This is a genomic window from Enterobacter cloacae complex sp. SHL001, from assembly GCF_049236825.1.
In the GTDB taxonomy this organism is placed as follows: Bacteria; Pseudomonadota; Gammaproteobacteria; order Enterobacterales; family Enterobacteriaceae; genus Enterobacter; species Enterobacter hormaechei_C.
The window spans coordinates 257,076-271,921 of record NZ_JBMKIP010000005.1 but is presented as its reverse complement, the minus strand read 5'-3'; the positions used below and the strand labels follow the sequence as shown (position 1 = coordinate 271,921).

Annotated in this window: 12 protein-coding genes; 7 read left to right on the top strand and 5 right to left on the bottom strand. The window is 57.7% G+C overall.

What is annotated here, in order from left to right:
- The first annotated feature begins 22 nt into the window (after positions 1 to 22).
- From ACOTYH_RS15855 to ypfH, 3 genes are all read left to right on the top strand, one after another.
- Positions 23 to 892 carry a neutral zinc metallopeptidase gene (locus ACOTYH_RS15855; RefSeq protein WP_001303362.1) on the top strand — a complete coding sequence of 290 codons (870 nt, stop codon included), beginning with the start codon at positions 23 to 25 and terminating at the stop codon, positions 890 to 892.
- The gene (locus tag ACOTYH_RS15850) at positions 892 to 2,838 is read left to right on the top strand and encodes a tRNA(Met) cytidine acetyltransferase TmcA (protein ID WP_421637814.1); all 1,947 of its coding nucleotides are present in this window, start codon (positions 892 to 894) and stop codon (positions 2,836 to 2,838) included. Before ACOTYH_RS15855 ends, ACOTYH_RS15850 begins: the two co-directional genes overlap by 1 nt.
- Positions 2,839 to 2,911: 73 nt before the next feature.
- On the top strand, positions 2,912 to 3,607 hold the full coding sequence (gene ypfH / locus ACOTYH_RS15845) for an esterase (RefSeq protein ID WP_023295120.1): 696 nt from the start codon (positions 2,912 to 2,914) through the stop codon (positions 3,605 to 3,607).
- A 39-nt stretch (positions 3,608 to 3,646) separates the two neighbouring features.
- Here ypfH and ACOTYH_RS15840 read toward each other — a convergent pair whose 3' ends face one another.
- Genes ACOTYH_RS15840 through ACOTYH_RS15830 form a run of 3 tightly spaced genes read right to left on the bottom strand, consistent with a single transcriptional unit; the run spans position 3,647 to position 5,356 of the window.
- Positions 3,647 to 3,844 carry a YpfN family protein gene (locus ACOTYH_RS15840; protein WP_000383991.1) on the bottom strand — a complete coding sequence of 66 codons (198 nt, stop codon included), beginning with the start codon at positions 3,842 to 3,844 and terminating at the stop codon, positions 3,647 to 3,649.
- A gap of 24 nt (positions 3,845 to 3,868) precedes the next feature.
- A complete protein-coding gene (dapE, locus tag ACOTYH_RS15835) occupies positions 3,869 to 4,996 on the bottom strand; it encodes a succinyl-diaminopimelate desuccinylase (protein WP_017383496.1) in 1,128 nt (375 codons plus the stop codon).
- A 3-nt stretch (positions 4,997 to 4,999) separates the two neighbouring features.
- Complete coding sequence (locus tag ACOTYH_RS15830) at positions 5,000 to 5,356, bottom strand: ArsC family reductase (RefSeq protein WP_015572203.1); 357 nt, start codon at positions 5,354 to 5,356, stop codon at positions 5,000 to 5,002.
- A 387-nt stretch (positions 5,357 to 5,743) separates the two neighbouring features.
- Here ACOTYH_RS15830 and ypfM point away from each other — a divergent pair, with 387 nt between their 5' ends.
- The gene (ypfM, locus tag ACOTYH_RS15825) at positions 5,744 to 5,803 is read left to right on the top strand and encodes a protein YpfM (protein WP_015572204.1); all 60 of its coding nucleotides are present in this window, start codon (positions 5,744 to 5,746) and stop codon (positions 5,801 to 5,803) included.
- Positions 5,804 to 5,912: 109 nt separating this feature from the next.
- On the opposite strand, the gene acrD is transcribed toward ypfM, so the two are convergent.
- Positions 5,913 to 9,026, bottom strand: coding sequence for a multidrug efflux RND transporter permease AcrD (acrD, locus tag ACOTYH_RS15820; RefSeq protein ID WP_058689131.1), 3,114 nt, complete (start codon positions 9,024 to 9,026; stop codon positions 5,913 to 5,915).
- A 141-nt stretch (positions 9,027 to 9,167) separates the two neighbouring features.
- Entirely contained in the window at positions 9,168 to 10,862 is a 1,695-nt protein-coding gene (narQ, locus tag ACOTYH_RS15815; RefSeq protein ID WP_045337831.1) for a nitrate/nitrite two-component system sensor histidine kinase NarQ, read from the bottom strand.
- A gap of 152 nt (positions 10,863 to 11,014) precedes the next feature.
- On the opposite strand from narQ, the gene aegA reads away from it, so the two are divergent.
- The 3 genes from aegA to ACOTYH_RS15800 all read left to right on the top strand — a co-directional run bounded on the left by aegA (position 11,015) and on the right by ACOTYH_RS15800 (position 14,802).
- A complete protein-coding gene (gene aegA, locus ACOTYH_RS15810) occupies positions 11,015 to 12,991 on the top strand; it encodes a formate-dependent uric acid utilization protein AegA (protein ID WP_072204071.1) in 1,977 nt (658 codons plus the stop codon).
- Between the two features lie 67 nt (positions 12,992 to 13,058).
- A complete protein-coding gene (gene nudK / locus ACOTYH_RS15805; protein ID WP_017692952.1) occupies positions 13,059 to 13,652 on the top strand; it encodes a GDP-mannose pyrophosphatase NudK in 594 nt (197 codons plus the stop codon).
- A 106-nt stretch (positions 13,653 to 13,758) separates the two neighbouring features.
- Positions 13,759 to 14,802 carry a DUF1176 domain-containing protein gene (locus tag ACOTYH_RS15800; RefSeq protein WP_058689127.1) on the top strand — a complete coding sequence of 348 codons (1,044 nt, stop codon included), beginning with the start codon at positions 13,759 to 13,761 and terminating at the stop codon, positions 14,800 to 14,802.
- Positions 14,803 to 14,846 lie beyond the last annotated feature (44 nt).

The window sequence follows — 14,846 nt, the reverse complement described above, 5'->3', positions numbered from 1 at the left end:
AATGGAATAGTTCGAGGTGTTTATGCGCTGGCAAGGGCGTCGTGAAAGTGACAACGTAGAAGACAGACGCAGCAGTGGTGGCGGTGGTCCGTCTATGGGCGGGCCAGGTTTCCGGTTACCCAGCGGCAAGGGCGGCATTATTCTGCTGGTCGTCGTGCTGGTGGCGGGCTACTACGGCGTCGACCTGACCGGTTTGATGACCGGTGAAACCGGGCAACAGCAGCAGTATTCTCAGCGCTCCATCAGCCCGAATGAAGATGAAGCGGCAAAATTTACTTCCGTTATTCTCGCGACGACCGAAGATACCTGGGGTCAGCAGTTCGAGAAAATGGGGCGGACTTATCAGCCGCCAAAACTGGTGATGTACCGGGGCGCAACCCGCACCGGCTGCGGCACCGGGCAGTCCGTTATGGGGCCGTTCTACTGCCCGGCGGACAGCACCGTCTATATCGATCTCTCCTTCTATGACGACATGAAAAGCAAGCTGGGCGCCGACGGCGATTTTGCCCAGGGCTACGTGATCGCGCATGAAGTTGGCCACCACGTGCAGAAGCTCCTCGGCATTGAGCCTAAAGTGCGTCAGATGCAGCAGAATGCTTCTCAGGCGGAGGTGAATCGTCTGTCCGTACGCATGGAGCTTCAGGCCGACTGCTTCGCTGGCGTCTGGGGACACAGCATGCAGCAGCAGGGCGTGCTGGAAACAGGCGATCTGGAAGAGGCCCTGAATGCCGCACAGGCGATTGGTGACGATCGCTTGCAGCAGCAGAGCCAGGGGCGCGTTGTGCCGGACAGCTTTACCCATGGCACCTCAGAGCAGCGCTACAGCTGGTTTAAGCGTGGCTTCGACAGCGGCAACCCGTCGCAGTGTAATACCTTCGGCAAAGCTATGTGATGTTGGGGTTTGAACAGCTGGTCAACCAGCTTCAGCATACCGGGCACCGCCGGCTGGTGGTGCTCAGCGGCGATGAAGCGTGGACGTTGAGCCAGGCGACCATTCTGCGCGATACGTTACCAGGAGATTGGCTGTGGCTGGAGGAAAACCCCTCTAAGGCCATCAGCGGCCTGCTGGGACGTGAATACCTTCATGCCGTTTTTGACGCGCGTCGCGGGTTTGACGTCTCGGCCTTCGCCGCCCTCAGCGGGACCCTGCGCGCCGGAAGCCTTCTGATGCTGCTGGTGCCGCCGTTCTCCGTCTGGGCTAACAGGCCCGACGCGGATTCTCTACGCTGGAGCGACAGCGCCGAGCCGATCGCCACCCCGCACTTTGTTCACCACTTTTGCCGGACGCTTGCCGCCGATTCAGATGCCATCGTCTGGCATCAACATCGTCCTCTGTGCCTTCCCGTTACGCCAGATTTACCCGCCTGGCAGCCTGCCAGCGGTGAACCGCAGCGCGAGCAAGCTGAGATCCTCGACGCTCTTCTGACCATGCCTGCGGGCGTGGCCGCCGTGACGGCACCGCGCGGACGCGGAAAGTCCGCCCTGGCGGGCATGTTGCTGAACGGCATTCAGGGGAGTGCAGTAGTGACGGCACCGGCAAAAGGGGCGACGGATGTCATCGCGCGTTTCGCCGGGGAACATTTTCACTTTATGGCCCCGGATGCGCTGCTGGCCTCCACAACAGAAGCTGACTGGCTGATTGTCGATGAGGCGGCCGCCATCCCCGGCCCGCTGCTGGAGAAGCTGGCGTCGCGCTTTCCCCGCGTGTTGCTGACCACCACGGTGCAGGGTTATGAAGGCACGGGCAGGGGATTCCTGCTGAAGTTCTGCGCCCGGTTCAGCGGGCTGCGGCGTTATACCTTATCCACGCCTGTTCGCTGGGCTGCCGGATGTCCCCTTGAGCGGATAGTGGCGAACGCGCTGCTGTTCGACGATGCGCTTATCGATCGCAAACCGGAAGGCGAGGTACGTTTAACGTCGCTGGAGCCCGGGATGTGGGAGAGCGATCCGACGCGCGGGGCAGGCGTGTATGAACTGCTTTGCGCCGCGCACTACCGGACGTCACCCCTCGATTTACGCCGGATGATGGACGCCCCCGGCCAGCACTTTGCTGTTGCTCAGGCGGGCGCGGAGATCGCGGGCGCGCTCTGGCTGGTGGAGGAGGGGGGATTACCCCCTGAACTTAGCCGCGCAGTCTGGGCGGGCTTTCGTCGGCCGCGTGGAAATCTGGTGGCGCAGTCGCTGGCAGCGCACGGCGGCTCGCCGCTCGCGGCGACGCTGAAAGGCCGACGCGTCAGCCGCATTGCGGTTCATCCCTATCGCCAGCGGGAAGGCATCGGCCAGCGGCTGATCCGCAGTGCCAGCGGAGAAGATTATCTCTCGGTCAGCTTTGGCTATACCGACGAGCTGTGGCGTTTCTGGCGGCAGTGCGGGTTTGTGCTGGTGCGAATGGGCAGCCATCGGGAAGCCAGCAGCGGGTGCTATACGGCGATGGCGTTGCTGCCGCTGAGCGAGGCGGGGCATCAGCTCTGCGAACAGGCGCATCAGCGGTTATGTCGTGATATGCGCGTCCTGTCGGCCTGGAATGGCGAAAAGATCCCGGTGACGGATGCATGGGAAGCTACCCTTAATAGTGACGACTGGCTGGAGCTGGCGGGGTTTGCCTTTGCTCACCGGGCGTTTTCAACTTCGGTTGCGGCGCTGACGCGGTTGTTGTTAGCCGTGGACATGCCACTTCCGGCGCTGCGGGGGAAAATGGAAGGGAATACGCACGATTTCGGGCGCAAAGCGTTGCTGGCGAAGCTACGCGAGGAAACCGCTCACGCGCTTGAAAGGCTTGATTACTCCCGTAGCCAGCAGCTGAAAGCCGACATTTTGCAATGGCAATTTTTTCAATGAGTTCTTCAGTAAAGTGGCATGGTCATTACCCCGCAGAGGCGTAAAATCCTGCTTATCAATTAAGGAGATCGCCATGAAACATGACCATTTTGTTGTGCAAAGCCCGGATACACCTGCTAAACAGCTCCTGCTTCTGTTTCATGGCGTGGGCGACAATGCCGTCAATATGGGACAGATTGGCAGCTGGTTTGCACCCGTTTTCCCACACGCGCTGATCGTCAGCATCGGCGGCGTGGAGCCGTGCGGTCCGGACGGGCGGCAGTGGTTTTCCGTCGAGGGCGTGACGGAGGAGAATCGTCAGGCGCGTATTGATGCCGCTATGCCAGCCTTTATCGATACCGTGCGTTACTGGCAGCAGCAGAGCGGCGTAGGCGCCGACGCAACGGCGCTGATTGGCTTCTCTCAGGGCTCAATCATGTCGCTGGAAAGCGTAAAAGCGCAGCCCGGACTGGTGTCCCGCGTGATTGCCTTTAACGGGCGTTTTGCGACGTTACCGCAAAGCGCGACCACGCAGACCACGATCCATCTCATTCATGGGGGGGAAGACCGGGTAATTGAGCTTTCGCATGCGGTGGCTGCCCAGGAGACGCTGATGCGCGAGGGCGGAGATGTGACGCTGGATATCGTAGACGATCTGGGGCATGCCATTGACGATCGCAGCATGCAGTTCGCGCTCGATCATCTGCGTTATACCGTACCGAAGCACTACTTTGATGAAGCGCTCAGCGGCGGTAAGCCGAATGACGATGATATCGTCGAGTTTATGTGAGGTGTCCCCCTCTCTTTAGGGAGAGGGGAAACAGAGCGATTACTTCTTCTGGTCCTTCTTCGGCCAGTCGTCTTCATCGTCCCACTTGTCGTTAAAATCACGGTGCGGCGGAAGATCCGGTTTGTTGGCAAGGAACTTTTTGTGGTCAACGCGCTTGAGATCTTTAATCACGTTAAGCAGCACGCCTACCAGAAATACCAACACCAGAATCCACCAGTACTTTGAAAGCCAGTCCATTCGCTAATCCTCTTTAAGCACCCGTCAGGCGACGAGCTGCTCCATAATACGTTGATACATGCGGGCCAGCAGTTGTAAATCGGCAGCGTTCACGCATTCATTGATTTTGTGAATCGTCGCGTTAACCGGACCCAGTTCGACAACCTGTGCGCCCATGCGGGCGATAAAGCGTCCGTCAGACGTGCCGCCCGTTGTCAGCAGCTGTGGCTTAATTTCATTATAGTGCGCAATGGCGTTCACCACCGCATCCACCAGTTTACCGCGCTGCGTCAGGAACGGCTGGCCAGACAGCCACCAGTCGAGGGTATAGCGCAGCTGATATTTCTCGAGCAGCGCAATCACGCGCGCTTTGATCATCTCGTCGGTCAGTTCGGTGCTGAAGCGGAAGTTAAACTGGACGAAGAGATCGCCGGGAATGACGTTGTTGCTGCCGGTGCCGGCCTTGATGTTGGCTATCTGCATGCTGGTTGGCGGGAAAAATTCGTTGCCTTTATCCCATTCAATGCCTACCAGTTCGTTCAGCATCGGCGCGGCGCGGTGTACCGGGTTATCCGCCAGGTGCGGATAGGCAACGTGGCCCTGCACGCCATGAATAGTCAAATTACAGGTCAGGGATCCACGGCGGCCATTTTTCACCACATCGCCCACCACTTCGGTGCTGGACGGTTCGCCCACCAGACAGTAGTCCAGACGTTCATTGCGCGCCATCAGGGCCTCAACGACCTTCACGGTGCCGTTGTGGGCGCTGGCTTCTTCATCGGAGGTAATCAAAAACGCAAGACGGTTTTTATGGTTCGGATGCTGGGCGACGAAACGCTCTGCCGCCACGACCATCGCAGCCAGAGAACCTTTCATGTCCGCAGCGCCGCGTCCGAAAAGCATGCCGTCGCGGATGGTCGGCTCAAAAGGCGGGTTGATCCAGCGGTCTGCGTCGCCTGCGGGAACTACGTCAGTATGTCCGGCAAACGCCAGCGTCTCTCCCTGACCGCGCCATGCCCAGAAGTTCTGCGTATCGCCAAAATCCATGTGCTCCACGGTAAAACCGATGGCACGCAGGCGCTCAATCATTAATGCCTGACAACCTGCGTCGTCCGGGCTAAGGGAAGGACGGCGAATAAGCTGCTGAGTCAGCTCAATGACCGGGCATGACATAGACTACACCTCAACGAATAAATCTGAATAAAGGGTTTCACTGAAACCCAGCAGCATAGGCTGACCTGGCTTGCAGAGCAATGGGCGTTTGATGATTGCCGGCATTTCAAGCATCAGTTTGGCTGCGCTGTCGGCGTCGTTGATCGTGGCCCGGAGAGATTCATCCAGTTTTCGCCAGGTGGTCCCGCGGGTATTCAGTAGCGCTTCCCACCCCAGTTCGTTGATGGCGGAATGGAGAAACGCGGGGTCAAGCCCGTCGGCACGGTAATCGTGGAAGCGATAGTCGATGTTGTGTGCTTCCAGCCAGCGGCGGGCTTTTTTAATCGTGTCGCAATTCTTAATGCCGTACATCACAACCATAGTGAATCCTTTTGTTCTTTTGTGGATTAAATGTTCAATATTTTCGAAGATATATCCTTAAGTGGAATATAACACATTCGGAATTTTTCGGGATTTACAATTCTCCATAATTCAACGAACAGCTGTAAGCTGAATAGTCTTTCATCTTTTAAGCATAGTTGTCCACCCTGTTTAAATTGCCAATAAACTCAGGGGGAAATTAAAAATGCTGTCATTTTTCCGACTATTTCAAAATATTGCTGTAGGTCACATAAAATTTACCCGACAATGCTCATAGTGATCCTAAACCTACCAGCACAGCGGGGCTCAATCACAGCAATCGGTTAAAGTGGCTTCACAATGATGATACGTTTTCGTAGAATGCACATAATAATAAGAGAGGTTGTTATGATTGAACGTGAACTGGGGAACTGGAAAGATTTTATCGAAGGCATGCTTCGTAAATGAATTTCCGGTAAGAAATGCAAGAGCACTTAATTAACTAAAATAACCATAGTGTGAAAGAATCACACAATAAAAAGGCGGCCTGTAAAGCCGCCTTTTTTATTTCAACGTGTTATTCCGGCTTATCCTTCAGCGGGAAACGACGGCGTACCAGCACAAAGAACAGCGGTACGAAATAGATAGCCAGAATCGTCGCCGAAATCATTCCCCCCATAACGCCCGTTCCCACCGCGTGCTGGCTGCTGGAGCCTGCGCCGGAGCTGGTGGCCATCGGCAGGACGCCAAACACAAACGCCAGAGAGGTCATCAGGATCGGACGCAGGCGCTGACGACAGGCGTGCAGCGTGGCGGCCATCAGTTCGTGACCTTTGGCATTCATCTCATTGGCAAATTCGACGATCAGAATGGCGTTTTTCGCCGACAATCCGATTACGGTGAGGAGTCCGACCTGGAAATAGACATCATTTTCCAGGCCGCGCATCCAGGTTGCCAGCAGCGCTCCGATGACCCCGAGAGGCACCACCAGCATCACCGAGAACGGCACTGACCAGCTTTCATACAGCGCCGCCAGACAGAGGAACACCACCAGCAGCGAAAGGGCATACAAGGCAGGCGCCTGAGCGCCGGAAAGCCGTTCCTGGTAGGACATCGCCGTCCACTCCAGGCCAAAGCCGGTCGGTAACTGCTGAACCAGTTTTTCCATTATATCCATTGCGGTACCGGTACTGACGCCCGGCGCGGCTTCACCGACAATCTCCAGCGCCGAATAGCCGTTGTAACGCTCCAGACGCGGTGAACCGGTCTCCCAGCGTGACGTCGCAAACGCCGAGAACGGCACCATGCCGCCGGTGTTATTGCGCACATACCAGCGGTTGATATCGTCCGGCAGCATGCGGTATTTGGCGGCAGACTGAACGTAGACCTTCTTCACGCGGCCGCGATCCATAAAGTCATTCACGTAGCTTGAGCCCCATGCCGTTTGCAGGGTGTCGTTAATGTCGTCGATGGAGACGCCCAGCGCCTGCGCTTTACGCTGGTCAATATCCACCTGTAGCTGAGGGCTGTCATCCAGACCGTTATGACGAACGCGGGTAAGCTGCGGATCTTTCCCGGCCAGCTCCAGCAGCTTGTCGCGAGCAGCCATCAACGCGTCATGCCCGGCACCCGCGTGATCCTGAAGCTCCATATCAAACCCGGCTGAGCTGCCCAGGCCGCTGATGGCGGGCGGGCTGCTGGCGAAAACGCGCGCTTCCTTGATTTTGTTGAACGCTTTGGTTGCACGTTCAATGATGGCAAAGGAGGAGCCGGTATCGCTGTCGCGCTGGTCCCAGTCTTTCAGGCGCACAAACATACGCGCCACGTTCTGCCCGTTACCGCCAGGGCCAGAGCCGACGGTGGAGAAGACGGAGATCACGTTATCTTTCTCCTGAGTATGGAAGTAGTTCTCAACCTTCTGCACCACTTTCAGGGTCTGCTGCTGGGTCGAGCCGCTGGGTAATTGTACGGAGGTGATAAACATGCCGCGATCTTCCAGCGGCAGGAACGAGGTTGGCAGCCGCAGGAACAGGAAGACCATGCCGCCGAGCAGCAGAACATAAACCACCATCCAGCGTACGCTGCGGTGCAGAACTTTACCCACGCCCGCTTCATAGCGCGCCGCATTGCGGTTAAACATGCGGTTAAACCAGCCGAAGAAGCCTTTTTGACCGTGGTGTTCGCCCTTATGCAGCGGTTTCAGCAGCGTCGCGCACAGGGCAGGGGTAAGGATCATCGCCACCAGTACGGAGAGCACCATTGCAGAGACGATGGTGATCGAGAACTGGCGATAAATCGCGCCCGTGGTGCCGCCAAAAAACGCCATCGGGATAAATACCGCCGACAGCACCATGGCGATACCGACCAGCGCGCCCTGAATCTGTCCCATCGATTTGCGCGTGGCCTCGCGGGGCGAAAGCCCTTCCTCGCTCATGATGCGCTCAACGTTTTCCACCACCACGATGGCATCATCCACCAGCAGGCCGATGGCCAGCACCATGGCGAACATGGTCAGGGTGTTGATGCTGTAACCGAAGGCATACAGCACTGCAAAGGTACCCAGCAGCACCACCGGCACCGCAATAGTGGGGATCAGCGTGGCGCGGAAGTTTTGCAGGAACAGGTACATCACGAGGAACACCAGCGCGATAGCTTCGAGCAGGGTTTTCACCACATCTTCGATGGAGGCTTTTACGAACGAGGTGGTTTCGTAGGCGACTTTGTACTCCAGTCCGTGCGGGAAGAAATGCGACAGCTCATCCAGACGCTCTAGCACCCGCTGCGCGGTCGCCATTTCGTTGGCGCCGGAGGCCAGTTTCACCCCCAGCCCGGAAGCGGCATTGCCGTTAAAGCGGCTCAGGTAGTCATATTTTTCCGCCCCCATTTCCACGGTGGCGACATCCCCCAGACGCACTTCCGAACCGTCCTGATTCACGCGTAGCGTGATATTGCGGAACTGTTCAGGTGTCTGGAGCAGCGACTGGGAGTTGATGGTGGCGTTAAGCGCCTGGTTATCCACGGACGGGGTACCGCCGAGCTGCCCCACGGCAATCTGGGCGTTCTGCGATTCGATAGCGTCGGTGACATCTTTGGCGGTCATCTGCACGCTGTTCAGCTTGTTGGGATCCAGCCAGATACGCATGGAGTACTGCGAGCCGTAGGCGTCGATATCACCCACGCCGTTGATACGGCTGAGCGGGTCCTGAATATTACTGGCGACGTAGTCCGCGATGTCCTGCTTATCCATTGAGCCATCGGTTGAAACAAACGCGATGGTCAAAATATTGGTGTCACCGGTTTTACGCACGGTCACCCCCTGGTTCTGCACCGCCTGAGGCAGTTTACGCAGGGCCGATTGCAGCTGATTTTGCACCTGCTGCACCGCTTCATCCGGATCCGTGCCCGCCGTAAAGCTCAGGGTTACCGTCGCCTGGCCCGTGGCGCTGCTCTGTGAGGACATGTACATCAGGTTATCGAGACCCGTCATGTTCTGCTCGATAACCTGGGTGACGGTATTTTCCAGCGTCTGTGCCGAGGCGCCAGGGTAGTTCGCCGTGATACGCACGTTGGGGGGCGCGAGGTCAGGGTATTGCTCAACAGGAAGGGACGTAATCGCCAGGACACCCGTCAGACACAACAGGATTGCAAGCACCCAGGCAAAAATGGGGCGATCGATGAAAAAATTCGCCATTAAAGTGTGACCTCGTTTTGCTGCACGTCATTATTGTTTATTGCCCGCCTAACTTTAGCGGTAAGGCCCAGGTCAAACGTGGAGAAATAAAGGAGATAATGTAAATTATCATGCGCTTTTTTCAGCGCGCCTTCTTTCTCGCTATTTTTCAGCCTGGGCCGCAGGCGTCCGGAACGTTACGCTGACCTGTGTCCCGCCCTGTGGCGGCTGAGAAAAGTGTAATGTCCCGCCGAGCCGTCCCGCGCGTTCGCGCATGATATTCAGCCCGTAATGCCCCGGCGGTTCACTGGCGTCGCCGATACCAATGCCGTTGTCGCGGATCGTGACCGTGTGAGTGCCGTCCGCGGTGGTGACGCAGCTGACCACAATCTCGCTCGCGTCGGCATGTTTAATCGCATTCAGCACTGCCTCACGCACAATCTGTAAGAGGTGCACCTGTTTTTGTGCGTCCAGCGCCAGCGATGAGAGACGGCAGTCGAGCACCAGCTTCGCGCGGGTCTGGCTTTGCAACCCGTCGAGAGACTCCTGTAGCGCGGCAGGAAGATTGGCGTGATTGAGCGTCAGGCGGAAGGTGGTGAGCAGCTCGCGTAGCTGATGCCAGGCATTATTCAGCTCGCGGGAGAAGTCCGTAATGATGGTCTGCGCCGGAGCATTGTCGCCCGGCACGGCATGCTTCAGCAGCGTAAGCTGAATACGCAAATAGGAGAGCACCTGCGCCAGCGAATCATGCAGTTCGCGCGCGATGGTGGCGCGCTCCTCCATCAGCAGCAGCTGCTGATAATGTTTCTGCGCCTGATTGAAATAGAGCCCCCGGCCCAGCATCGTCGCCACGCTTTCCATGAGCGGCAGCGGAACATCCCCGGTCGCGCTTTGCCAGCGCAGTTCGCCGTACAGGGTGTCCTGCATTAACACCGGTAAATTGTGCATTTTCTCGCCCGGGGACTCCTGTCCTTCGTAAAGCTGCCAGTCGTCGCTGGTGCGCAATTGCAGGTAATTCATCTGCGTATAGTCATGCACAATCTGCAAAATATGCCGGAAGCAGTGGCTGTCTATCTGCCCGGTATTCAACGCCTGTGAGCATTTAAACAGCATTTCGAGCTGCTGATGCGCTTCATTCAGGTGGCGGGTTTTTTCAGCAACGGAGCGCTCAAGTGAACGGTACAGGGTGTGTAATTCCGCCGACATATGGTTGAAGGCGCGGGAAAGCTGGCCCAGCTCGTTGGGAAGCGTAGTATCCGGCGCGGGAGTGTCGAATTGCCCCTGTTCGATACGCTCGCTCGCCGCCACCAGATTATTCAGCGGCAGCACAACCTGACGGCGGATGCGCCGCAGGGTCACCACCGCCAGCAGCAGGATGCCCAGGCCGCCCGTCAGCGACATGAAAATCACCAGCTGAATTTTATGTTCGGTGTAGTGCTGTAGCGCCAGCACAAAGGCATCTATCCGGCCCACGAAATCCTCTATGTGGTTCTGATACCATCCGGTATCGCCGCTGGCGATGCGCGTGTCCATCTCCTGCCAGCCAAGGTGCAACTGCTGGTAACGCTGTTTGACGTCCTCTGGCACATACCAGCGGTTTAGCTTCTGCAACGCAGGCGCGCTCAGCGTTTTTTGCCAGACCGCGCGGTGCTCTGCCAGCGATGGGCCGGCGCGCTGCATTTCGTAGCCCAGGCGGTAGCTCTGCATACGCAGCGAGCCGGCGATGTTAATCGCCTCGGCGTCGCGCTGGCTGCTGGCGAGTGTGACCAGCGCAATGGCGCTGATCAGAACGGACAAGACAATCATCGAAAAGAAAGCCCGAGCCAGGCTTCCCGATACGGGGCGTTTAACGGTCACTCATCAGCTTCCTGAATTAAATTGATCTGCCACAGGTTCACTGGAAATAGTTCGGCTTCCTGGGCATTTGAACATTGCGTCGCCATGCCGCTGTGGGTAAATACGATAACAATAGAAAGAATAAGGTTATTGAACCAAAAACAGGTGTTGTTATGAATCGTTTTATTATGGCCAATGCTCAGCAGTGTATCGGTTGTCGCGCCTGCGAAGTTGCCTGTGTGATGGCGCACAACGGGGAGCAGCACGCGCTGAGCGAGCGCCATTTTCATCCCCGCATTACGGTCCTTACCTCAGGCTTGCGAAAAAGCCCCGTGACCTGCCACCACTGTGAAAACGCGCCCTGCGCGCAAAGCTGCCCGAACGGAGCCATCACGCAACACAGCGACAGCGTACAGGTCAATCAACAAAAATGCATTGGCTGTAAAGCCTGCGTGGTGGCCTGTCCGTTTGGCACGATGGACATGCTGATCGCCCCGCTGCAAAACGACAGCGTAAAGGCCTCGGCGCACAAATGCGACCTCTGCCTGGAAAGGCCGCAAGGCCCGGCCTGCGTGGAAAACTGCCCGGCGGCGGTGCTTACGCTCGCCACCCCAGCCGTACTGGATAAGCTGGTTAAACAGCGCCGACAGCGCAGCGCAAGGCTGGACGCGCTGCCGTGGCACAGCGAGGCGGTTCAGTCAGTCCCTCCGCAAACCAAACGGCAACAGATGCAAAACACCCCGGCGCGCGGTGAGCCGGATAAGCTCAGCCCCGAAGCACGCGCATACCATTTTAACGAGATCTACCTGCCGTTTCGCCCGGAACAGGCGCAGCGCGAGGCTTCCCGGTGCCTGAAATGTGGCGAGCACAGCATTTGCGAGTGGACCTGCCCGCTGCATAACCACATTCCCCAGTGGATTGAGCGGATCGGGGCGGGGGATATCGTCGGTGCGGCTGAGCTTTCTCACCAGACTAACTGTTTACCGGAAATTACCGGCCGCGTCTGCCCACAGGATCGATTATGTGAAGGCGCCTGCACCCTGCGGGATGCGTCAGGAGCAGTAACCATCGGTAATATCGAACGGTATATCTCGGATCGGGCGCTGGCGATGGGCTGGACGCCGGACGTCAGCCACGTTAAGCCGGTCGGTAAGCGCGTCGCCATCATCGGCGCCGGTCCGGCAGGGCTGGCCTGCGCCGACGTGCTGGTGCGCAGCGGCGTCGGCGTGACGGTCTACGACCGCCATCCGGAAATCGGCGGATTGCTGACCTTTGGTATTCCGGCCTTCAAGCTGGATAAATCCCTGTTAGCGCGGCGCAGAGAGATATTCAGCGCGATGGGCATCCGCTTCGAGCTGAACTGCGAGGTGGGAAAAGACGTGTCGATGGCCCAACTGCAAAACGACTACGATGCCCTGTTCATCGGCGTAGGGACCTATCGTTCCATGAAAGCGGGTATCCCTCACGAAGACGCGCCGGGCGTGTACGACGCGCTGCCGTTTTTAGTGGCAAACACGCGGAACGTGATGGGCCTTGATCCTGCCGCAGACGAACCGTTTATCGACACACAGGGTTTAAACGTGGTGGTGCTCGGCGGGGGCGATACGGCGATGGACTGCGTGCGCACCGCGCTGCGGCATGGCGCGGCGAAAGTCACCTGCGCCTATCGGCGGGACGAGGCCAACATGCCGGGCTCAAAGAAAGAGGTTAAAAACGCGAAAGAAGAGGGCGCAGCGTTTGAATTTAATGTCCAGCCGGTTGAGCTCACGCTGGATACCGACGGGAAGGTTAACGGTATCCGGATGCTGCGCACCAGGCTGGGCGAGCCGGATGCGCAGGGGCGGCGGCGTCCTGTCCCGGTGGCGGGCAGTGAGTTTGTCATGCCAGCGGATGCGGTGATCATGGCGTTTGGTTTTAATCCGCACGCCATGCCGTGGCTTCAGGCGCAGGGCGTCGACACCGACGACTGGGGGCGCATCAGGGCCTCCGTGGAGAGCCGTTATCGCTACCAGACCTCGAATCCGCAGATTTTTGCTGGCGGTGATGCGGTACGCGGTGCGGATCTGGTGGTCACCGCGATGGCGGAAGGGCGTCATGCCGCGCAGGGGATCATGGACTGGCTTGGCGTGCCGCCGCGCAACATGCATTAATGCAGACGGGCGACAAAGCGGGCTTCACGGCGTAGTATAAACAGACTCATTTTGCCGTGGAGCCCGTATGTCCCTGAACATTACCGTTATTAAAGACAAAATCCTTTCTGAAAATTACTTTGTCCTGCGTAACATCACTTACGATCTCACCCGTAAGAACGGGGACGTCATTCGCCATAAACGCGAAGTCTACGACCGGGGCAATGGTGCAACCATCCTGCTGTATAACCGTGAAAAGCAAAGCGTGGTGCTGATCCGCCAGTTTCGCATCGCGACATGGGTCAATGGCAACGCGGACGGACGTCTGATTGAAACCTGTGCAGGTCTGCTTGATGACGATGAGCCGGAAGTGTGTATCCGCAAAGAAGCCATTGAGGAGACGGGTTTTGAAGTGGGTGCGGTGCAGAAAGTCTTTGAGCTGTTTATGTCCCCTGGCGGGGTTACCGAGCTGGTTCACTTCTTCATTGCGGAATATACCGATGCTCAGCGCACGCACCGGGGCGGCGGCGTGGACGATGAAGACATTGAAGTGCTGGAAATGCCTTTCGCTCAGGCTGTCGACATGGTGAAACGCGGTGAGATCCGCGACGGTAAAGCGGTGATCCTGTTGCAGTATCTGCAAACCAGCGGGCTGATGAATGCGGCGGCGGAAGCGCGATAAGTTGTATTTCAGATAAATCTATCCGATAAATCCGATTGAGCCAGCCCGCCCAGGGCACGAACATACGCCCCAGATTGACCTATTCGTTTCCGGGGCTGTGCCGTTCATGCGCTACTGCGTTTATCTTCTCTTCTTCATTTGCGTGCTTCCCGCGCCTTTGGTGTGGGCTGCGCCTGCGCAACAGTCTTTTTCAGACTGGCAGGTGACCTGCAATAACCAGAACTTCTGCGTAGCGCGCAATACCGGCGAGCATCGCGGTCTGGTCATGACGCTGAGCCGCAGTGCGGGGGCAAAAACGGACGCCAGCCTGCGCATCGATCTCGGCGGGCTTTCGGCGCCTCCGGTGAAAGAGCCTGACATCGCCCCGCGCCTGCTGCTCGACAATGTGCCGCTTAAACTCACGTCGCAACACTGGCAGTTAGCCCCCTGGCATCTTAAAACAGACGATACGGCCACCATTACCACGTTTCTGAAAACCATTCAGGAAGGGCAGGCGCTGACCCTGCGCGGGGGGAAGCAGACAATTTCTCTGGCCGGTCTGAAAGCGGCGCTGCTGTTTATCGATGCCCAGCAAAAACGCGTCGGAAGTGAAACGGCGTGGATTAAAAAAGGGGATAGTCCACCGCTGAGCGTGCCGCCTGCGCCGGCATTAAAAAAGGTGGCGGTGGTGAACCCCACGCCAACGCCGCTGACGCATAACGAACTCAACGATCTGCTGGATTACGGTACCTGGCGCATGAACCACAGCCAGTGCTCTCTCGATCCGAACCGGCGTGAAGTGCGCGTGACCGCGCTGACCGATGACAAAGCGCTGATGATCATCAGCTGTGAGGCGGGGGCGTACAACACCGTCGACCTGGCGTGGCTGGTGTCGCGTAAAAAACCATTTTCGGCCAGGAGCGTGAGATTGCGCCTGCCGTTTACCCCTTCCAGCCAGAGTAGCGACATGGAGCTGATGAATGCCAGCTTCGACGAAAAAACGCACGAGCTGACCACGCTGGCGCTGGGACGCGGGATTGGCGACTGTGGGATCCAGACCCGCTGGCGTTTTAACGGCCAGCGCTTCCGCCTGGTACGCTACGCGGAAGAGCCAAGCTGTGATAACTGGAATGGGCCAGATGCCTGGCCCACGCTGTGGATCACAAGGTAGGGTTTTGCCGGGTGGCGCTGTCGCTTACCCGGCCTACTTTTTAG

Bases quoted from the DNA above. Each gene is read 5' to 3' on its own strand.
- nudK (WP_017692952.1), top strand. From the start codon at position 13,059: ATGTCCCTGAACATTACCGTTATTAAAGACAAAATCCTTTCTGAAAAT.
- ACOTYH_RS15800 (WP_058689127.1), top strand. From the start codon at position 13,759: ATGCGCTACTGCGTTTATCTTCTCTTCTTCATTTGCGTGCTTCCCGCG.
- ACOTYH_RS15850 (WP_421637814.1), top strand. From the start codon at position 892: ATGTTGGGGTTTGAACAGCTGGTCAACCAGCTTCAGCATACCGGGCAC.
- ACOTYH_RS15830 (WP_015572203.1), bottom strand. From the start codon at position 5,356: ATGGTTGTGATGTACGGCATTAAGAATTGCGACACGATTAAAAAAGCC.
- aegA (WP_072204071.1), top strand. From the start codon at position 11,015: ATGAATCGTTTTATTATGGCCAATGCTCAGCAGTGTATCGGTTGTCGC.
- ACOTYH_RS15840 (WP_000383991.1), bottom strand. From the start codon at position 3,844: ATGGACTGGCTTTCAAAGTACTGGTGGATTCTGGTGTTGGTATTTCTG.
- dapE (WP_017383496.1), bottom strand. From the start codon at position 4,996: ATGTCATGCCCGGTCATTGAGCTGACTCAGCAGCTTATTCGCCGTCCT.
- ypfH (WP_023295120.1), top strand. From the start codon at position 2,912: ATGAAACATGACCATTTTGTTGTGCAAAGCCCGGATACACCTGCTAAA.
- acrD (WP_058689131.1), bottom strand. From the start codon at position 9,026: ATGGCGAATTTTTTCATCGATCGCCCCATTTTTGCCTGGGTGCTTGCA.
- ACOTYH_RS15855 (WP_001303362.1), top strand. From the start codon at position 23: ATGCGCTGGCAAGGGCGTCGTGAAAGTGACAACGTAGAAGACAGACGC.